The 26,457-nt window shown below is 48.3% G+C and carries 26 protein-coding genes; 8 read left to right on the top strand and 18 right to left on the bottom strand.

What is annotated here, in order from left to right; genetic code table 11:
- Positions 1-155 precede the first annotated feature (155 nt).
- The 5 genes from SGI97_09510 to SGI97_09490 form a co-directional block, all read right to left on the bottom strand.
- Positions 156-692, bottom strand: a complete 537-nt coding sequence (locus SGI97_09510) for a hypothetical protein (protein ID MDZ4724123.1) — start codon at positions 690-692, stop codon at positions 156-158.
- A 225-nt stretch (positions 693-917) separates the two neighbouring features.
- Positions 918-1,994: a rod shape-determining protein gene (locus SGI97_09505; GenBank protein MDZ4724122.1), complete on the bottom strand. Its 1,077-nt coding sequence runs from the start codon at positions 1,992-1,994 to the stop codon at positions 918-920.
- 210 nt (positions 1,995-2,204) lie between these two features.
- Positions 2,205-2,594, bottom strand: a complete 390-nt coding sequence (locus tag SGI97_09500; protein ID MDZ4724121.1) for a hypothetical protein — start codon at positions 2,592-2,594, stop codon at positions 2,205-2,207.
- 365 nt (positions 2,595-2,959) lie between these two features.
- Positions 2,960-3,673, bottom strand: a complete 714-nt coding sequence (locus SGI97_09495; protein ID MDZ4724120.1) for a rhomboid family intramembrane serine protease — start codon at positions 3,671-3,673, stop codon at positions 2,960-2,962.
- Positions 3,674-3,676: 3 nt separating this feature from the next.
- A complete protein-coding gene (locus tag SGI97_09490) occupies positions 3,677-6,031 on the bottom strand; it encodes a M23 family metallopeptidase (GenBank protein MDZ4724119.1) in 2,355 nt (784 codons plus the stop codon).
- Positions 6,032-6,240: 209 nt separating this feature from the next.
- Between SGI97_09490 and SGI97_09485 the strand changes: the two genes are divergently transcribed.
- Positions 6,241-8,085 (top strand): peptidylprolyl isomerase, encoded by a 1,845-nt coding sequence (locus SGI97_09485; protein ID MDZ4724118.1) that lies wholly within the window; start codon positions 6,241-6,243, stop codon positions 8,083-8,085.
- 79 nt (positions 8,086-8,164) lie between these two features.
- On the opposite strand, the gene SGI97_09480 is transcribed toward SGI97_09485, so the two are convergent.
- The 12 genes from SGI97_09480 to pdxS all read right to left on the bottom strand — a co-directional run bounded on the left by SGI97_09480 (position 8,165) and on the right by pdxS (position 19,786).
- Positions 8,165-8,419 (bottom strand): hypothetical protein, encoded by a 255-nt coding sequence (locus SGI97_09480; protein MDZ4724117.1) that lies wholly within the window; start codon positions 8,417-8,419, stop codon positions 8,165-8,167.
- A 21-nt stretch (positions 8,420-8,440) separates the two neighbouring features.
- Positions 8,441-9,232, bottom strand: coding sequence for a carbon-nitrogen hydrolase family protein (locus tag SGI97_09475; GenBank protein ID MDZ4724116.1), 792 nt, complete (start codon positions 9,230-9,232; stop codon positions 8,441-8,443).
- A 30-nt stretch (positions 9,233-9,262) separates the two neighbouring features.
- On the bottom strand, positions 9,263-10,954 hold the full coding sequence (locus SGI97_09470; protein ID MDZ4724115.1) for an electron transfer flavoprotein-ubiquinone oxidoreductase: 1,692 nt from the start codon (positions 10,952-10,954) through the stop codon (positions 9,263-9,265).
- Positions 10,955-11,067: 113 nt separating this feature from the next.
- On the bottom strand, positions 11,068-11,496 hold the full coding sequence (locus tag SGI97_09465) for an ArsC/Spx/MgsR family protein (protein ID MDZ4724114.1): 429 nt from the start codon (positions 11,494-11,496) through the stop codon (positions 11,068-11,070).
- 476 nt (positions 11,497-11,972) lie between these two features.
- Complete coding sequence (locus SGI97_09460; GenBank protein MDZ4724113.1) at positions 11,973-12,632, bottom strand: O-methyltransferase; 660 nt, start codon at positions 12,630-12,632, stop codon at positions 11,973-11,975.
- 44 nt (positions 12,633-12,676) lie between these two features.
- A complete protein-coding gene (locus tag SGI97_09455; GenBank protein MDZ4724112.1) occupies positions 12,677-12,994 on the bottom strand; it encodes a Rieske (2Fe-2S) protein in 318 nt (105 codons plus the stop codon).
- 75 nt (positions 12,995-13,069) lie between these two features.
- Positions 13,070-15,325: a cytochrome c biogenesis protein CcsA gene (ccsA, locus tag SGI97_09450; protein MDZ4724111.1), complete on the bottom strand. Its 2,256-nt coding sequence runs from the start codon at positions 15,323-15,325 to the stop codon at positions 13,070-13,072.
- A 39-nt stretch (positions 15,326-15,364) separates the two neighbouring features.
- Positions 15,365-16,294 carry a 4-hydroxy-3-methylbut-2-enyl diphosphate reductase gene (ispH, locus tag SGI97_09445; GenBank protein ID MDZ4724110.1) on the bottom strand — a complete coding sequence of 310 codons (930 nt, stop codon included), beginning with the start codon at positions 16,292-16,294 and terminating at the stop codon, positions 15,365-15,367.
- Positions 16,287-17,252: a lipoyl synthase gene (gene lipA, locus SGI97_09440; GenBank protein MDZ4724109.1), complete on the bottom strand. Its 966-nt coding sequence runs from the start codon at positions 17,250-17,252 to the stop codon at positions 16,287-16,289. Before lipA ends, ispH begins: the two co-directional genes overlap by 8 nt.
- Positions 17,253-17,268: 16 nt before the next feature.
- Positions 17,269-17,874, bottom strand: coding sequence for a pyridoxal 5'-phosphate synthase glutaminase subunit PdxT (pdxT, locus tag SGI97_09435; protein ID MDZ4724108.1), 606 nt, complete (start codon positions 17,872-17,874; stop codon positions 17,269-17,271).
- A gap of 370 nt (positions 17,875-18,244) precedes the next feature.
- Entirely contained in the window at positions 18,245-18,889 is a 645-nt protein-coding gene (locus tag SGI97_09430; GenBank protein MDZ4724107.1) for a hypothetical protein, read from the bottom strand.
- Between the two features lie 15 nt (positions 18,890-18,904).
- Entirely contained in the window at positions 18,905-19,786 is an 882-nt protein-coding gene (pdxS, locus tag SGI97_09425) for a pyridoxal 5'-phosphate synthase lyase subunit PdxS (protein MDZ4724106.1), read from the bottom strand.
- 487 nt (positions 19,787-20,273) lie between these two features.
- On the opposite strand from pdxS, the gene SGI97_09420 reads away from it, so the two are divergent.
- From SGI97_09420 to SGI97_09390, 7 genes are all read left to right on the top strand, one after another.
- Positions 20,274-20,642: an iron-sulfur cluster assembly accessory protein gene (locus tag SGI97_09420; GenBank protein MDZ4724105.1), complete on the top strand. Its 369-nt coding sequence runs from the start codon at positions 20,274-20,276 to the stop codon at positions 20,640-20,642.
- An 85-nt stretch (positions 20,643-20,727) separates the two neighbouring features.
- Entirely contained in the window at positions 20,728-21,000 is a 273-nt protein-coding gene (locus SGI97_09415; GenBank protein MDZ4724104.1) for a DUF2480 family protein, read from the top strand.
- A 71-nt stretch (positions 21,001-21,071) separates the two neighbouring features.
- Positions 21,072-21,392: a 2Fe-2S iron-sulfur cluster-binding protein gene (locus SGI97_09410; protein MDZ4724103.1), complete on the top strand. Its 321-nt coding sequence runs from the start codon at positions 21,072-21,074 to the stop codon at positions 21,390-21,392.
- Positions 21,393-21,519: 127 nt separating this feature from the next.
- On the top strand, positions 21,520-22,308 hold the full coding sequence (locus SGI97_09405) for a prepilin-type N-terminal cleavage/methylation domain-containing protein (GenBank protein MDZ4724102.1): 789 nt from the start codon (positions 21,520-21,522) through the stop codon (positions 22,306-22,308).
- Between the two features lie 5 nt (positions 22,309-22,313).
- The gene (locus SGI97_09400) at positions 22,314-23,471 is read left to right on the top strand and encodes a type II secretion system protein (GenBank protein ID MDZ4724101.1); all 1,158 of its coding nucleotides are present in this window, start codon (positions 22,314-22,316) and stop codon (positions 23,469-23,471) included.
- Positions 23,462-24,220 (top strand): type II secretion system protein, encoded by a 759-nt coding sequence (locus SGI97_09395; GenBank protein MDZ4724100.1) that lies wholly within the window; start codon positions 23,462-23,464, stop codon positions 24,218-24,220. The genes SGI97_09400 and SGI97_09395 overlap by 10 nt, the downstream gene beginning before the upstream one ends.
- Positions 24,217-24,969 carry a prepilin-type N-terminal cleavage/methylation domain-containing protein gene (locus SGI97_09390; GenBank protein MDZ4724099.1) on the top strand — a complete coding sequence of 251 codons (753 nt, stop codon included), beginning with the start codon at positions 24,217-24,219 and terminating at the stop codon, positions 24,967-24,969. Before SGI97_09395 ends, SGI97_09390 begins: the two co-directional genes overlap by 4 nt.
- On the opposite strand, the gene SGI97_09385 is transcribed toward SGI97_09390, so the two are convergent.
- Complete coding sequence (locus tag SGI97_09385) at positions 24,966-26,108, bottom strand: saccharopine dehydrogenase C-terminal domain-containing protein (protein MDZ4724098.1); 1,143 nt, start codon at positions 26,106-26,108, stop codon at positions 24,966-24,968. The genes SGI97_09390 and SGI97_09385 overlap by 4 nt on opposite strands.
- Positions 26,109-26,457: the final 349 nt, after the last annotated feature.

Here is a 26,457-nt window from a genome sequence, read left to right as displayed (position 1 = left end):
GGGCGCCTAACACCACACATAGGCCACGCCGTCTCGACAAATGTCGGGAGTGGGGTCCCCCCGTGCACAAGCAAATTATTAGATGAGTCGTTGCGAGGAGCAACCCCTCGTGTTTGACCGCTGGCTTCCCGATATGAAGGGTCATTGCTTAGTTCTTAAATTTTATGTCCTCTACGGCTCTCCGTCCTTTGTTTGGCTTTGAAACGGCTTATCGTTTCCCTTTTCGCTCGCAGTTCGCGTATCTGCGCACGCTGTTTTTCGCTAAATGTCTGCCTGACGCGCTCTTCATGATCATACCGCATCTTGGCTATTTCTGCTTTTTGACGAGCGATTTCATCTATAGCTCCCATGGCTTTATCTCGTTGATTTGCTTCACCTGCCCGTTGTGGCGGGTCGTTCCTGCGAAGCTCCCGAAATCGAATCTCCGCTTTTCTTAGTTCGCCCGTGCGGTCGATCTGCTCGAGCCTAAACTCCGTCCTCAACTTATCTATTTCCGCGCGCTGCTCCGCGGTCAGCTTTATCTTTTCGCCAACACGGTACCTCATCTCGGTTTTTCGTCGACCTTCCATACGGTCGCTTCGATCAGTCCTCTCACTTCCCGCTTGGCTTTGACGATGATCGGATCGGCCAGCCCAGACGGCTATCGGAACCAAAAATACTGCGAACAAAATGATTGGAAACATGCGTCTCATTGAAATCCCCTTTTATTAATGGACATCGGTCACGATAGGTGTAGCATGCATCAAATATGCCATGTAAAATTCAATAGCACAACTTCAACTAATGCAAGAACTTATGCTCCAGACGAAAGGGGGAGAAACAGAACAATAGTAGTACCACTGGGTACATTTCTCTCCTTTTGAACTCGAAGGGACGCCTTTAGGGGAGAATGATGTGAATAAAGACAGAAGTTGAGATCAGTCTTTGCGACTGCGCTCAAGGACTTTTGTGTATTTCTGGAAATTCTCAAGAACTTTGCCGGTACCGCGCACAACGCAGGTCAGCGGATCATCGGCGACATTTACAGGCAGATTTGTTTCCTGACGGAGCAGCTTGTCCAACCCTCTGAGAAGGGCGCCCCCTCCGGTGAGGATAATACCCCGTTCGAGAATATCAGAAGCCAGTTCCGGCGGTGTCTGTTCGAGTGCCTGACGCACTGCTTCCACAACGATATCAAGCGTTTCTGAGAGGGCTTCACGGATTTGTACCGAGGAGACTTTGAGATTTTTCGGGACACCGGCCACAAGGTCGCGTCCTTTGACTTCCATCGTCAGCTCTTTTTCAAGCGGGAAAGCCGAGCCTATTTTGATTTTTATATCTTCGGCTGTCAATTCACCTATAAGCAGGTTATAGTTTTTCTTGAGATAGTTAATGATCGAATCATTAAACTCATCCCCTGCGACACGGATTGAGGTGTCATTCACGATTCCATTCAGAGCGATAACAGCAATTTCCGAAGTTCCGCCTCCGATATCGATAATCATGATGCCAGTCGGCTGATCGACATTGAGTCCGACACCAATCGCGGCGGCCATCGGCTCCTGGATAAGATAAACCTCGCGCGCGCCTGCGCCTTCGGCAGAATCACGCACCGCACGCTTTTCGACTTCGGTAATGCCTGAAGGGACAGAGATGACCACACGGGGCTTCATTAGGTATTTATGCTTTACAACCCGGCGAATAAAATTTGCGATGAGTTTTTCGGACATATCAAAATCAGCGATTACGCCATCTTTGAGTGGACGAATAGCTTCGATGCCGCTCGGAGTACGACCGGTCATCTCTTTGGCGGCTGAACCGACTGCGAGGATTTTGCCAGTGCTTTTTTCGATTGCAACAACAGAAGGCTCGTTGAGAACTATTCCCTGATTGCGTACATAGACAAGAGTGTTGGCAGTGCCAAGATCAATCCCGATATCATTCGAAAGTGAATCGAAAAAACCCAAATTACTTCCTTCTGAGCGGCTCTGTTTTTTTGGCGGGGCTGATATCATACTACCAATATCGAGCGAAGCCGGAGATAGTTTAGGGCTATGAGGGAATAATCGCAACAAAAATTACCTTTCCCTCTTTTCCGTCTCATCCGAGACTAATCTTTGGATCAATACATCGTTTAGCCATACAGCTTTTGCATAAAAAAAACGGCAGCCATGCGGCTGCCGTCTGTATTGGCAATTGTAACGAAATTACAACGAAGCAATCGTTTAGTTGCGAACGCGGCTCTTCTTGTTGCTCTTCCAGATCTTAGGTGAGCTTGAGCGCTTCTCAAGGTACTCCTGAGCTGTTTCGCGGCAAATCTGGTCGCTATCGCCAAGCAGGCGCTGAAGAGTCTCCACGCTGACATTGCGGTGAAAACAGGTCAAACGGCGAAGCTCGGGCATTTCATGTTGGGAAATTCTGTCCAAAGTCACTGCGCCAGTGAACCGGTTAAAGCAGAGTGCAACTTTGGGAGCCCAGTCTTCAAGACGCGAGCACCAGTCGAGAACGAGCGGATCATTAAAATCGGCTATTGAGTCGCAGTCAAAGTCTCCCTGATACCACGCTTGGGCAAAGTCTTCAAAAGCGGGGAATCGATAATTTCCTTTACCAGCCATTTTGGGCCTCCTTGCGGTAGGGTTCGATAACATATCTGTTTTCGGAATTATCGGAAAAGCGGCTGGATTACTTTAGCGGGATTTTTTGTCTTTTCGGCTTAAGGGAAACGGGGAAAATCCATTTTCGCCTTCGTACAGGCCAGGGACGGCCTTCACGAAGAATACAAAAAATGGTGACGGACGCTCCCAGCGCGGAATGCTATCCCTGACCAATATGTCCAAAGACAGTCAGGCGAGGGCACCCGACTGCACGGAAAAGAGACGTCTTTTCTTACCCTTTTTTTATCACCTATTAGGAAGAGAATGAGTGCCAACCTCAAGGCTGTGGGATTGAGGTCCCAACCCGTCCAACAGTTACATTGATTCTACCACTGCATGCGATAAACTCGCGGGCCACTCGTTGGAGTAGAGCCTGCACCCCGAGCTTTTCGGTATAGGAGCAGTACGAGATAGCCGAATACAAATCCGCCGACATGGGCAAGCCATGCGATTCCTCCGCCGCCGGCAGCGCCCAAAGCCGACATGAGGAGCTGGTATCCTATCCAGAAACCGAGAAGGACCCGCGCCGGGATAGTGATGAACTGGATGAAGAAGAAAAACATGAGAACAGTTATCTCGGCCTTCGGATGTAACAGCATATACGCGCCCATGACTCCCGCTATTGCTCCAGACGCACCAACAAGCGGGACCTGGGAGTCCAAATTGAGCGCCGAGTAAAGAGCAATTGCCGCAATTCCAGACAGGAGATAGAAAAGAAGAAATCGAACAGAGCCAAAAAAGTCTTCAATATTATTTCCATAAATCCAGAGAAAAAGCATATTGCCTATCAGGTGCATCCAGCCGCCGTGCATGAACATTGATGTAAATGGCGTTAAATAAATCCATGACGGCGTGGTATATCTGTCGTGGAGGTCTAAAACAAAATCGGGAGTGAAGCCATAGGTCATGGTAATGCCTTCAAAGTTCGCCTGGCCTGTAAGCCATGAGAGGATAAAAACAAGGGTATTGATTACAATGAGAGTGACCGTAACAAAGGGAGTGCGGAGAGTCGGTAGATTGTCCCTGATAGGGATAAACATAGATTACTTTCTCACGCCGCGTGATTTCGACGCGTTCGGTTTCGGCGCCTGGACATTGAAACGAATGTATTCCTCGGTCTTGTTGCCTGCCCGGTCGGTTATAACCACAGCCAGGTGCTGTTCTCCGATTGGAAGCGGCTCAAGGGGCTGAAAGGAACAAACCTTTTTCTCGGAATCGTATTCGGGTATCATCCATTGTTTATTGAGAAGAATTTCGATGTTTCTGTCGTCGGCTATGCCTGAAAGTTCTTCATTAATTCGAAATTCAATTTTTGGCTGCAGGTTATCAAGGTAACGACCGGGGACAATATTCAGCCACTGGATTGCTGGCTTGTCATAGTCGAAAACAGCCGTAAAGGAACCGCCTCCGCCTGAACTGGCATGCAGATAACCGGTATCGTAGGTGTTTCCGGGAAGCCAAGTCCATTTGTCTTTTCCCTTGTCGAGCCAGCACAGGCCAGAGAGATGGGTAAATGCATTCGTGTCCGGGAATGTGAGGTCGAGAGCGAAATTTGCCTGTGTAGCAAAAACCTCCGGAAAAATCTCATAATGATCTGAATTGAGGTTCAGTACCCCGCGGCTGACGATTGCGGACTTTCTGAATGAAACAAAGCGCGGCTCAAAAACATCATCCTTCTTAAACGTGATGGTAAAGACAGAATCAAGTCTCACCATCTGCATTTCTTTGTACCCAAGACATACGATAGAGAGACTATCCACAGTAAAAGGCGGCGTCGCAATTGTATCCGCTGATAGCTTCACCTGAATTTTATCGATACGATCATACTCAAGGCGCGGAGGGACATAGAAAAAATACGAAGACATGTGGTACATTCTGTCGCATGGTATTCGGCCGAGCAGGCTGTCCTGATAATAGAGATAGGCGTTCGCCTCAAGAGCGGTCAAAGCGTTGGATTCGGCATGGATAACCATCCCTTCATCTTCGATCCAGTGGCTGACAACAACCCTCTTCTGACCGAAGGGGAGCAATCCGCTAAATAACGGCTCATGGATGACACAGCCATGACCGCTGAACACACTCAGTCGGAATGCCAGCCGTTCAAATTGTTCGCGAGTCAGATCGATTATTAATTTGTTTCCTTCAAATTCTTGAACACGGGCGAAAGCGACGCTCTTCCACAACTTACCGTTGTTCTGTTGTACGTTGATAGAATCAATTTTGAGATTTTCATATCCCTTCGCTGCCGTAAAGAAGAAAAGTTTTGTGCTGTCGCTGGTCTGTTTGGTCGAGTCCAGCGCAAAAACACTCGTAGGCATTCCCCATACAAAATTAAAGGTCAGCTCTGAACTGTTGCCAAAGGCATCGCTCACACTGATCCTGGCGTAGTGCAGCCCGGGATCTAAGGACCCGTCCATCCCGACTATACCACGCGAACCGTTCATTGCTTTACTGCCGGAAAATTTATTACCAGTCTTATGGTAAAGCGTCCGGACTGTCGGCTTGTCAGACACGGCTTCGACATAATCGTATTCATGCTTCACAGATTGTCCGATGTCAAAATCGAGCGTATCAAAGATGGATTCGTAAATGATTGTTTCGTCGACGGATAGCTTGATTGAGTAGACGGCTTGTTTCATTCCATCGACTCTCATGTTATCGAAACAGTCAATGAGAACGCCAAAGGGGCGGTGCATAAACAAAATCGAATCTATTGTATATTTGCCGTTTTGTGAATTTTTGACTTTAATAAACCGCTTACGGCTGCCATCATCAAAAAGAGACTTGTCATCAGTCAACTGAAAGCCGAGTTGATTGATAGTCGGCCTTGTAACATCGGAAATGGAAAAGCCAAATTTGAGTGGATTCAAAGGGAAATTATCGGCGGTCCGCTTTTCAAAATGCAGATGGGGCGCGCCAACGCCCGATTGACCTGTCCAACCGAGCAACTGTCCTTTTGTCACGGGAATAGAGTCTGCCGGAAATTCTTTATCAATATAATATCGTTTATGTTTTGTCTGCTCAAGCTTGACTGGTTTGTCAATTTCTGGCGCAAATCCAAGCAGGTGGCCGAAAACGTAGATGTGATTATCATTTCCGTGGAGATACAATCCTTTGCCATACCCATCATAAGACATCTTTACTCTGGATATATAGCCATCGACTGGAGAAAAAATCCTTTTCCCGACTGTCCCGCCCGTTCGTAGGTCAACGCCGGCATGAAATCGTCCGTTTCGGAAATCGCCGAATCCGGAAGATAGATCTACCTTTTCGCGGAGGGGCCATATTTGCGGATCCGGGCCCTCTGCGGACATTCCACTTGCGAGAGCGATATAGAGGAAACTACTAAGCCAGAGGCCAGTTTTTCTGAGACAAAGCGCGGAAAGTAGTTGCTTCATTGCTGACAAGTATACAATTTCATGTCCCATTAGAGCAGTTATTTCTTTTAAGAAATTGGCACCAAGTATGCTTGCCATAATCAAGTAATTAGCTATATTGGACGCCTTGGAACGAATAAGCAGATTGCTTCGGTTACAATAACTATTACCCGATTGATCGGGCATGAGCAAGAATAGCATTTTAGTACATACAAGGAGAGCCGCTACCGATGTTTGAAACACTAAGAAGAATGATAAAGCCTATTATCTTCGTCGTACTTATTTTATTTGCAGGCCTGATTGTCCTCGAGTGGGGATACGATTTTTCAGGGCGAACTCAGGACGGAGCTACCCGCTACGCCGGAGTGATAAACGAAGAGCCCGTCACATGGGAAGTCTATCAGCGTGTCCTGAGCAATCTTATATCGCAGGAAACTCAGCGCCTTGATGCCGATCTTACCGACACGCAGACAAAACAGATTGAACAACAGGCCTGGAACCAACTGTTGCAGTCCCGTCTCCTTGCCCAGCAAGCCAAAAAGCACAGTATTTCTGTGACTAACAGTGATGTCTATACATTCCTCAAATTCTCTCCTCCCGCCTATTTGCAAAATGCCCCGACCTTCCAGACCAATGGAACATTTGACTACCAAAAGTATCTGAATGCGCTCGCCGACCCACAGTACGCAGCGGTCTGGCAGTCCCTTGATTCCGCTGTCCGAAACGACATCCGCACAATGAAGATGCAGCAAATTGTTATCGAAGCGGCTCAGGTCTCTGACGCGGAGATTCGTCAAGCGTATATCGACAGCCTCGAAAAAGTCACAGTCGCTTTGGTCAATGTCCCCTACAGCCGATTTGCTGGAGTGCCTCCGGTTACCACGGAAGCGGAACTATTAGCGCAATACGAAAAGACCAAAGACAATTACAAAATGGAGGAGCGCGTTTCACTCAACGCGGTCATTTCAGATAATCTCCCGAGCGAATTTGATTGGGAAGTCGCAAAAGGACGCGCCGATAAGATTCGTGATTCCATCCAGGGGGGAGCTGACTTTGGCGAACTTGCAGCTGCCTTCTCTGAGGACGCCACGAATAACCAGCAAGGCGGCGATCTTGGCTGGTTTGGCCGTGGTATTATGGTGCCGCAGTTTGACTCAGTCGCTTTTAGTATTAAGGAAGGCGAACTGTCGCGCCCCGTCCGAACTGATTTCGGCTGGCATCTTTTACTCCACAAAGGATTTCGAGATGTAGCGGTACCTGACGGCAAAAAAGGCGAGACGACACAAGAAGCCAATGTCGCCCATATCCTCATAAAAGCTCCGCTGTCTCCTGAGAGCGAAATCAGAAAATCACAGGAGCTTGAAAAGTTTGCTGAAGCGGCCAGATCAGTGGGCTTCACAAAAGCGGCCGAAGATGCCGGACTCAGCGTTCGCAAGATCGCAACATTCTATCGCGACGGCGCAATGGGAGTCCTTAATGTAAACGCCGCGGCCAATACATTTGCCTTTGAAAATCCGGTCAACACTATCTCGGATGTGATCACCGGCGATGTCGGCAATTTTGTCATCCAGGTGGCCGAAAAAATGCCCGCCGGTACAGCCACATTCGAAGAAGTCAAGGCTCGTGTAAAGCAAGAGGTTGTGAGAGAAAAGATTGCTGAGCTATGCAAAGACACCGCAAACGCCATCTATACCGACATCCAGAGCGGATCTGAGGCCAAGGCAGCCGCTGAGAAGCATAACGCGCAGTACCAAACGCTTGAGCCATTTAATCGCAATGCGTTTGTTGCGGGTCTTGGACGCGACCCAAAAGCAATCGGCGCGGCCTTCGCTCTAAAAAGTCCGAACGAAATCTCCCCGGTAGTTGAATTCTCGAGCGGCGCGGCCATTCTTCAGCTTATTGAGCGAACCAGCCCTGATCTGACCGGATTCAACGATCAAAAGGATTCGCTTAGAACGATTATTAGACAGGCCAAGCAACAGGAACTGTATGGCCGGTGGTTTGACAAGCTCATCAAGAGCTCCTCAATAGAGAACAACACCAACGCGCCTGATCAGATTTCTCAAGCGAATTAGCGTCTCGCTGACATTTACGACTTAAAAAAAACTCCCGTGAAAACGGGAGTTTTTTTATGCCTCAAATCTCTAATATGAATCAAGCCGCAATTCGAGACCGTCGCGATGCTTTAATCACCACAAACAATTTCACAAGCGCGGCCAAGCCCCAAGCAACTTCAAGTACTACCAAGGGTATTGTCTTCGATTCCCAGGCATACCAGCCCGCCATGGCGGAGCCCACAACGTTGAGAAACAGATACATGGACGAACTTTCAGAAAGCCTGTTAAGCAAATTGAGCACAAATGCAAGAAGGACTAACCCAACTCCGAGCGAACCGATAATAACAGACATTTGCCTCCCTCTCTTCGTGTTCTATGCCGTATCCGAGGCATGTTCTTTAAGCGAGTTTTGTTTGCCGCGTTTTCGACGAAACTCTCTCAGTTCATCGATGTCAAGTGTGGCCGTTAGCATCCGCGGCTGTTGTTCGGCCCGTATTTCGACCCGCTCAAGCAGTCCCCACGGCGCAGCGACAAGCGATCTGCCCTGCCTCGGCATTCCGAAAATTGAGCCGATACCGCATACTTTACAGACAAAAGCTCCGGCACGATTCGCGCCATCGAGGAAATATTTTTTATCACGGTCATTTTTCTGTGAAAGAGAGTCATCAGGCCGGTATGGAGACGAGGTCGGGATAAAAATAATATCAGCCTCCATTGCGCCAAGTTCATCATAGCGTTCGGGGAAAAATACATCGCCGCAAATCATCAAGCCTATCTTTACACCGTCGATGACAAATACAAAATTATCACTTCCCGCCCGTATTCCTCGCGCTTGCTCCCTTTCCATCGGATGCCGCTTCCGATACCTCCCGATCAGTTGGCCCCGGTCAAAAATATACGACGTGTTATACAAAGCATCGGCCTCGGCTTCAACTATAGTGCCGCCGATGATGCATGTCTCCAATTCTTCCGAAAGTTGCAATATATACTCGAGGTGGGAATGAGAGTAGAGCGCCGCCCGATGATAATCATGAGTGTCGCTTTCAATAAAATGGTATTCCGGGAGACAAACAAAATCTGGGCGTTGTTTGAAAAGATAAATCTTTTCATCGAGAGACAGCCGCGCGCCAGCCGATCTTTGCAGTCCGATTATTTTTACAAGCATGGGAAAAGCCAGGAGGTCAAAATGGCAATGCTACAAATCGACATAATTCGGGCCTTCGCCGCCCTGAGGGGTGACCCAGCGAATTATTTGATATGGATCCAGAATATCACATATTTTGCAGTGGACACAGTTTGACGGAGTTAGTTGAAGCATTAGTTTGCCCGGCTTATCCAGATTATCGACCATATTATAGACGGTGGCCGGACAGAAATGCTGGCATGGGTTGCCGAATTCCTTTGTGCACTGATCATTACAAATATTGATGTCTGTTATGACCAGATGTGACGGCTGGTGTTCTTCGTGCATTGTGCCAGAGTGATAGACATCGGTTACTTTGTCAAAAGTCAGTTCATTGTCAAATTTTACTTTCTGAGGGACTGGTTCATGTCTGTTCTCGTGTTGTTTCCCGGCGCGCTTTTTGACATAGGTATAATCAGCGCGGTGCTCGCGGCGTTCGAAGAGTCCACGACCGCCGGTCATCATCTGGACACCGGCATGGAATAATCCGGCCATGAGTCCTCCCTTAAAACCAGCATGAAAATTACGAACCTCATGAATCTCCTTCATCGCCCAGCTCGATTCAAATGATTTTTCATACTGCCCGAGCCTCGCCGCTGAAAAGTCCCCGGCTTTGACGGCCTCAAAAAGAGTCTCGGCGGCCAACATGCCTGACTTTATGGCCAAATGAATTCCCTTGAGACGCCGGGCGTTCAACATCCCAGCCGAGTCTCCACAAAGCATCAGGCCATCGTGGGTCAATTTCGGCATTGCGAAATATCCGGCGATTGGAATTGCCTTGGCTCCATAGTGCTGCATTTTACCGCCGTCAAGTATTGAATGAACAAGCTTGTGGGTTTTATACTTTTGGAATTTTCGATGCGGGTCGTTTGTCGGATCGGTCGAATCAAGTCCAACCGCATAGCCGACCGAGACCATCGTCTCGCTCATTCCATATATCCACCCGCCGCCATATTCGCTCATCGGCTGAGGGAAACCAACGGTGTGAATTACTTCGCCCGCATTTATTCTTCCCGCCGGCACTTCCCAGACCTCTTTGACACCGGCCAAATATGAAGGCGGAAGTTTATCGGCTCGAAGCTCCGGAATTTGCTCGAATGCGCGCCTCGTAAGCGACCCATGGACGCCCTCGCAAAGGACAGTTACTTTTGCTCTGATAATCGAACCCGGCTCGAAGTTTGGCTTTTGACTTCCTTCTTTGTCTACACCAAGATCCACAGTCTGCACACCGACAACCCGGCCATCCTCAACGAGCAAATCATAGCCTGATAACCCTGAGAAAATATCTATGCCCTTCGCCTCCACTTGGCCGGCAAGCCAGCCGGTAAATTTATTGAGCGAGATGACGTAGTTACCATGGTTGCGAAGCGGCGGAGGCATAAGCGGAGATTTTATTGCGCTGCTTTCTGTAAGCAGATAAAATGAATCAGCCGTTACTGCCGACTCAAGCGGCGCGCCACGTTCAATAAAATCGGGAATCAACTCGGCTATTCCTTTGGGGTCCATCACAGCTCCGGAGAGTGAATGAGCGCCGGGATATTTCCCTTTCTCCATAAGAAGTATTTCCGGCATCGCCCGACCTGCCGAAGTAAAAAGCGATGCAAGATGGTATGCAAGCGAAAGCCCGGCTGGCCCGGCCCCGACGATGAGAATATCGGTTTCGAGAACTTCCCGTGTTATTTCTGTAGCTTTATTTTCATTCATATAGATCACTCATTCTTATACCTCTTTGCGCAAAAATAAATATAGCGTACTCTCTACTTTGACAAAAGTAGAAAGTACGCTATATCAAACAAGTGACTTATCGGGTATGAGAACTATTTGTTTGTCGAATTTGTAGCTTCGCGGGTAGTCCCGTTGGGCTTGTCGTCGCCGTTGTTTCCGTTTACATCAATCTGAAGCATTTCTGATATCTTAACGCGGTCATTGCCGACAGTCAACAATCGCGGTGTTTTGATGATTGGTCTGCGAAGAAGCGTGTTGTCAGCAACAATCAGCTTGAGAAGCTCTTCGCGCGAGGGCAATGCGTTATCAAGACCGTGCTTCTCGTATGATTTGGACATAGGGTTGAGGAAATGGCGCAGGTCAAGAAACCCAAGCATCAGAAACAATTCGCGCTCATTTAAGGGTTTTCTCTCCATGTCCCTGACGTCTAAAATGACACCGCTCTTCTCGATAAACTCACGGGTGTCATTTGTCTGCTGATCATCCCCGTAAGTAAAAAATGTCGCTCTTTTCAGAGCCATGGTTCCTCCTCGGTGTACCGCAAGGTGTGCTTCGCGGGTGTGTGCTACTTTATCTCTTCTTTGCTGAGATTTTCTCAGATCAAACACGTGTGAAAACTCTGTTACTGATTCGGCTGACCCAGCAAACGACCCTAAACAGATCGGGTGAAGAAAGGTAATTATTCAATTTTTGTCAACATAAATTTGTTTGTATCGGTTGTATTCTCTTCTTGTAACCGTCACGAAAAGGCAAAACTACGTCGTCGTCTTTCAGGTTGCTAATGTTTGATTCTTTGTCCGTCTCTCGCATACGTACTGTTGTTGAGAAAAAGACCACGATTCCGCCGGAATCAATACTGACTCCGGTTTCATTTCGTCTAAGTTTAAAAACGATAGTGAGTCGATAATGTTCCATATCAAATGCGGTCATTTGTGAAAAAAATAGAGTAAACTGGCACAACTTGACATTTAGTCCATCTTTAACCATACAATCGTTTCTATCGCCTTATAGAAACGGCGATGCCATCCCTTATTGGAAGAATAGTTGTAAAAAAACGGCTATCGGCATAAAGCTCCTGTGTGAATTGAACGATTGCCCGAGTCGTGTCGTCCTGATTTTTCTCCAAAACACGTCCTGACCATATAACATTGTCTGTGATAAAGAGCCCGCCCTTTTTGAGCTTCTCGGCAACCAAATCAATTGTCTTCGGATAGTCCTTCTTATCTATGTCGTTGAGAATAATATCGAATGGGCCATCAAGCTTCTTGAGAACAGCTAAAGCATTTCCCACCCGGAAATCAAAATGGGAAGTTAGCTTTGCCCGAGACAGATAATCGGTTGCTTTTTTCTTGTTTCCCCGATCGGTATCAGTCATGGTTATCTGGGACATGCTCCCGCCTGCCAGCGCAAACCAATACGCCGAGTAGCCAAATCCAGAACCAAGCTCAAGAATCCTTTTGGCTTTTGTCAGCATGGCCATCTGATATAAGAATCGGCCTACTATCGGCCCGATAATAGGAAAGCCTGATCTGCGGGCTTCGTCTTCCATCTCCCACATAACAGGAAGTCGTTCGGGCGAAATATCGGTGAGATATCGGTCAAGCCTTTCGCTCTGGCGAGCAAACGGTGTATTTTTTTTCTTTGATTTAGCGGACATATATTAGGAACCTCCTTTGAAGTGATTACGAATCCGAACCGGTATTAAGGAATAAGCAGGTAGATATCGTCATCGACTATTTCGACATCGTATTTTTTGAGCCGGAAGCCTTGAACCGTGATACATTCACCATCGGAGAGCTTGTACTGCCAGCCATGCCAGCGGCAGGTCAGCACCCCGTCGCGAACGCCCCCTCCGCTCAGAGAGGCCCGCATATGTTTACATTCCCCCTCAATGCCGAAGAGTGTGCCATTGTCATTGAAGACAGCATATTTTCGAGCCATGACCTGCTTTTCTATCCCTTTTCCCTGAGACAATGCCGAAAGCTTTCCCATAAGTATTCTGAGTGGCTTGTTGGTCATAAAAAGAAGTTGTAATAATCTTCAAAGGATAAAGTGAAATACTCAACAGCGAGTATACGTGGCATTTCCGTCAGCTTACGCCCGCTCGCTGAATCCTATCACCTGTGAATTTGGTTCGGCTGGAGTTGATTCTACATCACTGATAGTTGTGCTCTGCAGCTTTTTTCTTCGCTTGAACATGCTCAGTATTCCACCTAAAAATGCCACCATTGTTCCTATCCAGAATAACTGAATGAGTGGTTTACGCGATAGCTCGACTACCAAAGTCGCAGGTTTTGCTTCAGCAACCGGGACAAAATCCCCGGCTATCGCAAGCATAACGCCGCCGTCCTCCGGACGCACACCGGCAATGACCACACTGCCTCGACTATTATCAAAACTGACCGCTTCGGGTTTCACCTGGTTACCAAGCACCGACAGTGACGGAGTCATTGATTCCTCGATGCCGTCATAGCTGACTGTCACAAGAGCTTTAGCAGACATTTCATCGCTTGTACTGCCATGCGTTCCTCCCATATCAAAGCGGAAGAAAGTAAAGGTGTATTTTTCAATCGTTGCGGACTCCCCTTTTTTGAGAAATAATGTCCCCTTATCGTTTGATTCGGCCGGCTCGAATGCCTGCGGAGCAAGATAGACATCATGGCTCGCATAGGTGTGGACATGAGGCTTTTTCATGACGCCCTCGGCATTCTTTGGAAACTCATGCGAGAGGACTGCCGCGAAAGTCCCATTACCTCCGTCAACCGTCACATGACAATCAAAGCCCTTGGCTTTATTTGTAACCTCCGTGAAGGTCAGATTATAGCCCAGCGAAGAAACCATCTCTCCCTCTTTGAGACTCACCACTTCTTTCGATTCAAATCCCGCCGATGACGCCGCGCCGATAAGCGCAATCGCTAGTCCAACATGCGAGAGATAACCGGGTGTAAGTTTCTTTTCTTTTATCGAAAGAAAGAAAACATATCCATTCACTGTGATTGCCCATGCCGCGAAACTAAATAGAAGCAGGTACATTGGCTCAGTTGTAACTCGAGCGAACAGTAGAAACAGACAGGTCGCAATGGCGACTGCTATTCCGAGAATAAGCAGCATTGGTTTGGATAATCCCGAGTTCCAGCGAAAAACTGGGAAGAGCGATATCAAAAGAAGTATCGCTATCGATATGGGTGTCATGGTCGCAAAGTAATACGACATGCCCACATTTGAAGGCGTCTCCGTCACTCGGGTCAGAAGCGGGGCCGATGTTCCCAGAAGCACAAGCATCGCGCCCAGAAAGAGAATTACGACTCCAAGCGTTACAAGGTACGAACGCGACGCCACAACTGAAAACGACGGTTCGGGACGGATATCACGCCAGCGGTACATAAGCCAAAAAGAACCTAGTCCGACAAAGAAAAACAGGCCCGTTACCAAGAAGGCATTTATACCAAGGTCCACAAACGAGTGGACCGAGAAATCTGCTAGTACCCCCGAACGGGTCAGAAATGTGCCGTAAAGAACAGACCAGAAGGACAGACAGACAACAACTAGCGAGAAGCGCATCAGCCCCCGCCGCCGCCGTTTGATAAATAACGAATGAACCTGTGTTGTCAGAAAGAGCCATGGAATAAGCGAGGAATTTTCTACGGGATCCCATGCCCAGAAGCCTCCCCAGCCTAAAGTCTCATACGCCCAATAACCACCCATGACCAGCGAAATACCAAGCGATGACCAAGCAAACATCGTCCAGCGGCGCGCGGCTTCGGACCACAATTGATATTTGCGTTCGATAAGTCCCGTTATCGCAAAAACAAAAGGGAATGTCGCAGCAGAAAAACCTATGAACATAATGGGCGGATGAATCTGCATCCAAAAATTTTGCAGGAGCGGATTTAAGCCGGCCCCCTCAGCATGAAAGATAGGCGAGAGCGCAAACGGAGATTTTTTCGTTATGATAAAAAGAAGTGACAGAACAAATAGATTGAGGAAAAACATTGTTCCCCTCTCAAATTCTCCGGCGCTTTTTCGAAGCACTAATCCGAAAATAACTGTGTAGAAAAGCCACAACAGGAATGTCCCTTCCTGGCCGCCCCACAACGTTGATAACAGATAGCCCAGAGGCAGATCAGTAGAGGAATACGCATGAACATAGGCTATTGAAAAGTCGTGTGTGAGAATCAGGTAAAAGAGAGTGGCGAGTGTTGCAGTTACAAGGAGAGTCGTAAGCCCATAAAGTCTTCGTCCGAGATTAAGAAATCGGTCTCGCCCCCGCCATGCCAGAAAATAAAAAATGGCAGAGAAGAGGGTGCACAGAGTAGCGCCAAAAATTAAAAAGTCACCAAAATAGGACATAAAGAAATCTCCGATTTAGAAGCACGGCAAGGATAAATGTCAGTGCGATTCTTCAACAGCCGCCTCGCGCGACCGTCGTTTTTTCCCCGGCAGCACAAGCTCGGCCACGCCTCCGGATAATTTCATCAACTTATTTACAACGGCTTCAACAAGAAAATCCGGTGTTGATGCCCCGGCCGAAATGCCTATATTTTCAAATGAGTCCTCGCCGGTAAACCAATCAGAGCGGATATCAAGCGCGGATCCGATAAGCACACCCCGTCCACAAAGCGACTGTGCCAATTGCGCCAGACGTTTCGAATTGGCCGATGTCGTTGAGCCGACAACAATAACCATATCGACTTGCGGAGCCAGATCGCGGATAGCCGTTTGTCGCTGAGTTGTCGCCATGCATATAGTATCTGAAACCTCGAGGTGCGGCCATTTTTGTTTTGCGAGTCGTTTCATCTCGGCAAACTCATCCATGTGTGAGGTCGTCTGGACGGTCAGGCAGAGTTTGCGCTCTTTCCATTCCGGCAAAACGGCAAGTTCCTCTTCGCCGCCTACAACGGTTATGCGGTCGGGCGCGTGGCCGACCACACCGATTGTTTCATCATGATTCCGATCACCGAAATGAATAATAAAATAATCCTGAGCGATTTTGTCTTTGACGACATCATAGATTACCGTCACAAGCGGACAGGTCGCATCGACAACATTAAGCCCCATCGATTCGGCCTCTTCAATTACCGAAGGCGCAACACCATGGGCCGAGATTATCAGTGTTCCAGCCGACACATCGGCCAGCGCGAGAGCCTGTCCGACACCGTCGTCGCGGAATTTTTGAACGACCGTTTCGTTGTGGACAATTTCATTGAGTATGGTCACAGGCTCCTGTGACTTTTGAGCTGTTTCTTCGGCAATTTTAATTGCGCGTTTTACGCCCATACAAAACCCATAATGCCGCGCCAGGAATATCTTCTTAATCATGTTTTTTCTCTAAAATCCCTTTGGATTGATTAAATGCTTTGTAAGAACTGCGAACCAACGGCCCGGCTTCGACATGAGCAAATCCTATTTTCCGTCCGATTTCGGCCAGACCAGCGAATTCATCAGGGTGATAAAACTTTTCAACCGGTAAATGTTCGAGCGATGGCCGCAGATATTGCCCGATAGTCACAAGATCTACTCCGGCGGCATAGATTTGGTGCATCAATTCAACCATCTCCTCTGCCGTCTCTCCCAAACCAACCATAAATCCCGTTTTTACTACCGGGCGTGGGCGATAGTCCGATGCATAACGAAGCATCGCTAAAGACCGGTCAAGTTTCGCTGCGCCCCGGACGCGCTTCTGCATCCGAGCGACCGTTTCTACATTGTGAGCCAGAACATCCACCCCGGCATCGAGCACAATTTTCAACGAATCAGTTTTACCGCCAAAGTCAGAAACGAGAAATTCAACGCGGATATTTTTGTCTTGTTCACGCAACAAACGCAACGTTTCAGCAAAGATTCCGGCCCCGCCATCGGGAAGGTCATCCCTCGTCACAGTAGTTATGACAACCTGCTTAAGTCCAAGCTGGCCGACAACATCGGCAAGCCGTTTGGGCTCCCCAAGATCAAGTCCCAGCGGTTTCCCTTTAAGGACATCGCAGAAATTACAGCCGCGCGTGCAGTGTTTGCCCAAAATCATGAAAGTGGCAGTTCCTTCGCCGTAACACTCGCGGATATTCGGGCAGGCCGCTTCCTGGCAGACGGAATGAAGACCGTTTTGTTTGAGGATGCTCTTTACGCGGACATAATTTTCGTTCTCGGTGGGCGTGATTTTTATCCATCGCGGAAGTCTCGTATGCGGGACGGCAACACGTTCGCGGATAGTGGGAGTCTTTGCGCTGACTTGCGGCTCAAGCTCTTCTCCGACCGTCTGACTAAAGAAGACTTTTTCCATAATCTAATATACTACCCTAAATTGACTTGTCAGGCACAAAATTATCCAAAAAATACTGGAGAAGAGACGTATTAGAGCCAAGTTCCGTATGAAATGAGCTTGCAAGAATATTACCCTCGGAGACTAAAACCGGAGATTCTCGGTAACTTGCCAGAGTTGCGACACCAGACCCCTTGCGAGTTATCTTTGGCGCACGGATGAATGTGCCGGTGAGACTGGTAAGTCCATTCTTCGAATCGACAGGGATATTATCTTCAAAAGAGAAAATCTGACGACCGTAGCCGTTGCGAAGAACATCGATATCGAGCAATCCAAGCGGTTTGACTCCTGAAAGATTGTCCTCGATAGTCTTTGAGAGCATAATCATGCCAGCACAGGTCCCAAAGGTAGGTTTGGATCCGCAAAATTTCGTCATTGGTTCACGGAGTTTGAAGCGGTCGAGGAGAATATTCATCGTTGTCGATTCGCCGCCTGGGATTATGATGGCATCAAGGCTGACGAGATCGGCGGGCAATTTCACCTGTCGAGCTTTTGCGCCCAGCTTTTCGATCTGTGTGATATGAGCTTGATAGTCCCCTTGAAGGGCCAAAACGCCGACTGTCAATTTGCTGTATTTGCTCATCTCTGATTTAACGCTTCATGTTCCTATAAGTGCCCGAATATAGGGGAGATAGACCAGGTGTCAAGTCTGAGGGATTACTCGCGGTACGGCTGTGTTGAAGTTGAGACACTGGCAAACCGGATTTACGAATCGGCAGTCACTATGTAAGAATGAGAAGCCCCAACTATGCGACTTTTTGCGGATAGTAGAGTTTGAGCAGAGGGCGTGAAGGGTGAAATAAGAGCTCGCTCACTCGCAATACTTATCCCCAGATAGGGCCCACATCAACCGAGAGGTGATAAGCACTATGCCTAGCAGACTGGACGGAACTGCAATAATCTTGATGAACGATAGCATTCGTATTGGCCAAGACCAAACAGATTAGCTTATCTTAAGCTATTTGATCTTTCTTACTTTGATTTCCAGTTCCGATTTCCACTATCAGAGTACTCCACCGATTAGTTTCGCCGACTGGCTTCCAATCTAGACTGTAACTTTGTCCAAGGATAAGGGGGTTCGGGAAGTTCTTTCTCCTAAAGCGTCTGGCCACCAGGGGCTGACCTGCAATGAGATTTCTGCCGTGATGGCTGCTAAAGTCCTTTGAGTCTCCGGTGGCTTCCTTAAGATAGTGCGGCTGGTCGGTTAGCCACAAGAAAACGCCTCCACGATTGTTTTCATGCTTTGAATACTTTTCAAGTTTGTGAAGGTCAAAAAAGGCCTCTTTCCTATTGTCTGGAACAGCTCCATCACTTTGTAATTTGAACTTGCCTTCTATTGCTAACTCAATGCTCTTGTAACAACACACAATATCTATAAACCAGTCACCGAACCTGACGTTAGAATCAAGGCAAATCTGTGGATAATTCTTACTGATCCGACTCGTTAAACAGCTCAGTACTTTCGCTTCCTTCTTGGACCCCTTAAATTCGTGACAATTCCCCCCGGCAATATAGCAACAGACCTCCTGCCACTCTTTGAGCACATAGGATGTGATCTGTCGAAGATTATTGTGGGGCGACGCGGTTGAATTCAACATCAAGCTCCCCCTCGGCTACCTCACTTGCAGTTGCTGCTCGGTGGGGATAGAGACGGCGTCGATTCCGCGCATTGGTTCGCCCAATGCATGCGAGTACTGGGCAATAATCGAATAGTCAGTCCAATGAGTCGTCGCCGAGACAATCGCCTTGGCGCGCTTTTCAGGATTTCTTGATTTGAAAATACCGCTTCCGACAAAAACCGCCTCGGCCCCAAGGTGCATACAGAGCGCGGCATCGGCTGGTGTCGCTACACCCCCCGCGGCAAAATTCGGCACAGGAAGTTTTCCGGTCTTGGCAACAAGCTTGACCAAATCAATCGAGACACGGTGCTCTTTGGCTATGCCATGGAGTTCTTCATTCGACATCACAGTCAGAGTCTTCATCACGCCATTAATCTCTCGAAGGTGTTTGACAGCCTGCGAGATATCTCCAGTACCGGCTTCGCCCTTGGTGCGAATCATGGCCGCACCTTCAGAAATACGCCGCAGGGCCTCGCCGAGATTGCGGCATCCACAGACGAACGGGACTTTGAACGGCCATTTGTCAATATGATATGAGTTATCGGCGGGAGTAAGAACTTCGGATTCGTCAATAAAGTCGACTTCGATTGATTCCAACACACGAGCTTCGATAATATGCCCGATCCGGCATTTGGCCATGACCGGAATGGTGACGACGCGTTTGATGGCATCGATAACATCGAGATCAGCCATACGCGCGACGCCGCCTTCGGCACGGATATCCGACGGCACACGCTCGAGCGCCATTACTGCCGAGGCTCCGGCCTGCTCGGCGAGTTTTGCCTGCTCGGCAGTAGTCACATCCATAATCACTCCGCCTTTGAGCATTTCGGCAAGGCCGACTTTGACTTTGTGTTGCTTGTCGTCGAAATTCATCAGAAAAAACTCCTTACCACCGCGACATATTGTTTTGTCGATTCTTGTGTAACTGGTACAAACGAAATATAGTTTATTCTGTTTCAATCGCAACGCGCATTTTCAATTGACATGAGTGGACTAATATGGCGAGGAGATCGGATCCGAATAATATTCGTTATGCGTCTGAATCCCACAAGGCGAAAGGGGCTGCGACAAAAGTCCCTTTGTTCGAAACATAGCTCATTTTTTATATTCTCTTCATAGGAAAGTTGGTGCACGGGGAAGTACGCAAACCATGACATTGATTATACTGTTACCGCAACATCTTGCACAACAAAGTCTTAGGCGATCAATGAGCTAACATTTCAATAAGCGCATACCCAAATTCAACGAGCAAAAAAACTATGAACCACGACAATAAAAACCTGTTTAAGATTCTGCCGATAGCTGTATATTAGAATGATAGATTTGAAGAAGATATTTTTGAATAAACAGGAGAAGAATAATGTCTGAACAGACACTGACGAAACCAGCCCCGACTGACCAAATCATCATTGTGACGCCCGGAGCGCTTGAGGAAGTGAAACGGCTTTTCAGCGAAGAAGACGCAAAAGACAATCTGTTTCTTCGCCTTGGCATTTCCTCGGGTGGATGCTCGGGAATGTCCTATACCATGTCCTTCGATAATGAACCAAATGCTTTCGACCGTGAATTTGATTTCGACGGTGTCAAGGTTCGCGTTGATCTGAAGGCCTTAGTCTACCTTGCCGGGACGACCCTCGACTACAAAGGCGGCATGATGGGCGGAGGGTTTCAGTTTAACAACCCGAACGCCAAACGTTCCTGCGGATGCGGGACATCATTCACCTGCTAATTTTCGATAAGCGCCCACTGACGCGCATGGGGTCTTTTTAGATTTTAATGTGCGCAGGAATGATCTTTTAGCCCCGAAGATTCCTATGACCTACGAAACCGTTGACCCCAAAGATTTTCTCACCGATGGAATTTTCCGCGAGGACGATTTCATTGCAAAGGTAAATGAGTTGGAGTGGTCCAAATTCGACGGAAAAATGGTCTTGGTTCGGGGCTGCTCGACAATAATGCCGCCCTGGGTCTACATGTTGTTAACCTCCAAACTCATGCCGTTTGCTAAGTCAATTCGATACGGAAACGAACATGACAATCTTGTCGTTCATCGTTCTCAGAGAACAGCAGAGACGAAAAAAACTTGATTCTTTAACCGAATTTCATACCTTTGCGCCCGTTATAAGGATGCTATTTCGAGATTTTTGAGGATATGGAAATGCCGAAAGTTTTATTTTTGCCGCAAAATATAGAAGTGAATGTCTCCAACGGCACGGCTGTGCTCGATGCGGCATTGGATAATAATATCCAGATAGACCACAACTGCGGCGGCAATTGCGCCTGCTCGACATGCCATATCATCGTCGAAACTGGCTATAATACGCTTCCGGAAAAATCCGAGGATGAGCAGGATATGCTCGATGAAGCCGAAGGTCTTACCGACACTTCGCGCCTGGCCTGCCAGTGTATTATCAAAGAAGATTTAATTGTCCGAATCCCTGAAAAAGCGGGATTAAAATGGGACGATGATACGTTCTAACTATTAATTCTCATAAACCGAGAATTCTCTAAGCAGAACCGGCGGGGCTTAACCGCCGGTTTTGCTTTTTTTGCGCCATTTTTCCTTCCAAAGCTTGAGCCATAGATTGCCGATATATAAAACATATATGGCTGTTCATAAAAATAAGAGATTAGAGCGTTCATTTTACGCATCGATTCGCCGCAGCAAGGGCTACTCGCTTATCGAATTGGTGGTCGTGATGATCATCATTGGCATTCTTGGCACAATTGCGGCCAAGTCGATGAAAGCGACGCAGACAATTTCACGAGTTGAGGAAACCCGCGAAGAAATGAAGCGGCTTGCGTATGCCGTTATCGGCAATCCCGACATTCGCTCTGGCGGAGTCAGGACACATTATGGCTATATCGGCGATATTGGCGCCATGCCGGTCAACTTGACCGGGCTTGTGGCAAATCCCGGAGGCTATACAACATGGAATGGGCCGTATATCTCCGACCCCTTTTCGACGGGAGGAGGAAATAGCGAATACTTGAACGATGCCTGGGGAAATGGCTATTCGTACACTGGCGGGACGACAATTTCATCGACTGGCGGAGGAAGCGCGATGACCCAGACGCTTGCTTCCTCGATAAATCATCTTCTGTACAACCGAGTTGTCCTCAATATTACCGACCTGAATAACACTCCCCCCGGCACGACATACAAAGATTCAGTCAAAGCCCTGCTGACAATCCCAAACGGAACCGGATCGACCACAACCAAAATCAAATTTCCTGATTACAATGGCAGAATCCAGTTCGACTCCATCCCGATCGGACTTCATACTCTGCGTGTAGTGTACACTCCGAACAACGACACACTATCGCGAACTGCCAATATCGAAGCTGGCTCCGACCATAACTTGCTGATACAACTTTTCCGGAAAGTCTGGTAGTAGTGATGAAATTGATGCGTAGAAATCAGGCTGGGTTCAGTCTTATCGAATTGACGGTCGTCATGGTCATCATCGCGGTGATGCTCGGATTCGCCATGCAATCTATGACGGTCATTGTCGAAGATACCAAACGCGTTCGCACCCAGCGAGAGATGGAAATGCTCAGTCGCGCCATAACCGGCGACCCTGACAGAGTGCAGGACGGTCAACGCGCCGATTTTGGTTATGTCGGCGATATCGGCGCATTCCCAGTCAATCTCAATGCCCTCTATACAAATCCCGGGGGCTTGCCAACCTGGGATGGCCCATATATTCAAAACGAATTTACTCAGGACACGGTTTCTTACAGACTTGACGACTGGGGCGCGGCCTACACCTACTCCGGCGGCGTGACCATTACTTCCCCAGGTGGTGGAAGCGCCATCACCGAAAAAATCGCAGATGCCTCATCTGACTATCTTCTGAACACGGTCACAGGCATTATTAAAGACAAGAATGATTCGCTCCCGGGCTCGATTAAGAAGGATTCAGTGAACATCGTGGTGACTTTTCCTCGAGGGGCATCGGGAAATATTACACGGACAGTCAATCCCAACTCATCGGGCGCATTCACAATCGATTCGCTTCCTGCCGGGGTGCGGGATTTTAAAGTCATATACAAGCCTTTAAACGATACGCTCAAAAGAAATTTCACTGTCCTGCCCCGGCACAAAAATAGCCCGGGACTTGATGTAAAATTCGCATCAGCGCATTTTGGTTCAACCTCAAGCTCACTTACATTTGTTGCCAGCTCTGACACCGTCAATGGCACCGGCTGCGCAAGTTTGCGACTGTGGATTGTAAACAATACCGGCGCATCTCGAACCATTTCGACCATACGGGTTACATGGGCAGCTCCAACCGCATACTATAGCCAGATTGTATGGAACGCGAATAATGTCTTTAATTTGGCTGGTTCCCCGAGAGGAGTATCAGGCACGACATACACATTCTCGTCTGCACAGACCATCAATTCTGGGTCCAGCATCCAGTTGAGAATTGAAGACTTTCGCAGCAATAACACGAACGGCGGTGGGGGGCGCGTCTCCATGTCTGGTCGAACAATCACCATATTACTTTCCGATGGGTCAACTTTTACAGAGGTGCTGCCAACATGCCCGTAATATCACCAGTAAGTGAAAACTCAGGTTTTACATTAGTTGAGCTGGTGATTGCAATTGTCATCGCCGGCATTCTTGCCACAGTCGCGCTTCGTTCAGGGAAAACAATCAGTGATATTTCCAGAGTCGAGGAAACAAAAGCTGAACTTGATGCCCTTGCAACGGCAATTGCAGGAAACGCAACCCTTGCCAATAACTCAGTACGAACTGACTTTGGTTATGTTGGGGATGTCGGGGCACTTCCGGCAAATCTCGATGCGCTTTACACGAATCCAGGCGGCTATGCAACATGGCGGGGACCGTACATCCCTAATCGCTTCAGCCAGGTAGCTGATGATTATAAAAAAGACAGCTGGGGAGTGGATTATACGTTCGGCAGTACGACTATTACCTCCACAGGCGGCGGGACTTCGATCGTAAGAAAGGTCGCGGAGGCATCGTCCGATTTGACAATTAATCGCGTTACCGGGATTCTCTATGATCTGGATGGCACTCCCCCGGGAAGCACATATAAAGATTCGATCACCCTCCGTCTGACCATCCCAAACGGGACGGGCAGTACAATAACGAAAACGAAGACGCCTAACGCAGGCGGTTTCTTCACTTTCGACTCCATCCCAATCGGAAATCATGACCTGCAGGTAATTTATAAACCGCTCAATGATACAACATCGCGGTTTGTCACAGTAACCCCCAAATCGACAGTCTATAATGAACACGCATTTTCTACAAATCTTTGGGTGTCGCCGTGAATCTTTTTTTACAGCGGCAGTCGGCGTCCAGCCAACGCGGTTTTACACTTATTGAAACCATTCTCGTGATAATTATTTTGGGAATCATGGCGGGTGTGGCAACGCAAAAAATGGGCTCGGCCATTTCGACCGCACAAAGCGAGCAGACTAAAAAGGAACTTGATCAGCTTGCACAAGCCATCGTTGGCAATCCTGAAACGTACGCTTTGGGCAGCCGAGCTGACTTTGGGTACGTGGGGGATATTGGCTCGCTTCCTACTAATCTCGATGCGCTCGTAACGAATCCAGGCGGATACACAACTTGGGATGGGCCGTATATGGAATCCGGAATCGCACCGACCGACTACAAAAAAGATGGCTGGGGATCGAACTATTCCTATTCAGGAACAACGATCACTTCGACAGGCTCAGGTTCAACCATTGATAAACTGTTTGCTTCATCATCAGCGATCCTGCTTGCTAACTCTATTTCCGGTATAGTCACCGACGCCAACAAAACAATCCCCGGCTCCATTTACAAGGATTCCATCCGCATTCTTTTGACATTTCCCAATGGTGCAGGAAGCACAACGACAGCCTCGACCAATCCGACCAACAAAGGTAATTTCTCGTTCAGCAATATACCAATTGGAAACCGCGAGCTTCGCTTTATCTACACTCCGGCCACTGATACGGTGAGCTATCCGATCGCTGTCTATCCGGGCAAGACCGTAAAGTTGGAAGTGACCTTCCCGACCGATCTCTTTTAAGATTCTTTGACTGTCAAATTTATCCCGCGCTTTTTGAGTTGTGGAATAAAAAGCGATGGCGTTATCGCCACTTCCTGCGGTTTCACTCCCCGAACTGAAACCTGACCTGCGGCAGCCATCCATGCAATAATCGCGGCCGGAAATGCAGTTGTGCGCATCATAGCAGTGAGCCCGGTTCGTGTCTCCTGTCGGTCGACAATTTCATAGACAACTCTTTTCTCTTTCCCAGCTTTGGTTCCTTCGAGGGTAAGCCGGACAAGAACCAAGTCTAAATCACCGAATGAAAGATTCTGATCGAGCACAGCTTTGAGTACCGCGCGAGGCTCAACCATTTGACCGTTCACTGAAACAGGTTTGCGCGATGCAAGACCGATCTCCAGCATCGGCTTAATCAGTTTGCAATGGCCTGGATATCGTATGGTCTTGTAATCAAGAAAATCGATGACATTCTGATAGGTGTCTGGCAATGTCGATGTCCCGCCGGAAGTATAAAAGGCCTCGAGTTCACCGATGCCGTCAAACTCCAGCGCTTCAATATCGGACATTGGATTCACAGTCTTATGGACGCCATTCTCCAAAATTATACAGGGCTCCCAATATTCGTTGATAAGACCTTCGGCGCTGAAAACCATCTGATAATTGAGCGGCGGGCGCGGTGATTGCGGCAAGCCACCCACGCGGATTTTTAACGAACGAACTTTGTCGAATTTGGAGATGCCGTCAGCGGCGATAATGGACACCATCCCCGGCGCAAGGCCGCAATCCGGAACAATTATGACATTGGCCTTTTCGGCTTCGTCATTCATGGCTATTTGTTGCCGCACGGTATCGTTGTTGCCGCCAAGATCAACCAGATGACACCCGGCTTTGATAGCCGCGCGGGTCAAACCGGGGTTATATTTGTAGGTCACACACGAAACTGCAACATCGTAACGTTTGAGGATGCCGAAGGCCTGCTCTTCATTGCCAGCATCGAGCTGGTCATGGATTGTGTTGGCGTCCCCATATCGGCTTGCGACTTCGGCGGCAAGTGTCGGCGAAATATCATAGACCCCGGTTCCGGTAACGCCCTCGGCTTGGCAGAGATCATAAAGGGCGGCGCGTCCCATGAGCCCTGCGCCAATAACTGCTATTTTCATTATAAAAGGTCCTTTTCTCTTTTTTCTGGAAAGGGAAATATAGAGAGGAATGTTCTTGAGTCAACAGGATTCCCGCGGGGCAAAGATGAATTGCCCGGTGCAATGTTCATTGCAATGAACTGCTGCCGCTTGTATTGACCCTCTAGCGCATGTCCGGGGCGGCGGAGCGACGCGGCAATCTCATATTCCCCGATATTCGTAGGTCAGTCCGCCGCGGCGGACTGACATCTTTTCATTGGTATCTTTTCCCGTTCCGTCAGGTCTGCTATGTATCATGTCAAGCCTGAAGTCGAGGTGTAGCCGCGAAGTGTCTCACTCTGCTATTCGCAGCCGCTTGTGAGCGCTGCAT

Source organism: Candidatus Zixiibacteriota bacterium (assembly GCA_034439475.1).
In the GTDB taxonomy this organism is placed as follows: Bacteria; Zixibacteria; MSB-5A5; order GN15; family FEB-12; genus JAWXAN01.
Note: the sequence above shows the minus strand (reverse complement) of the source record. Positions and strands in the feature narration are given on the sequence as shown.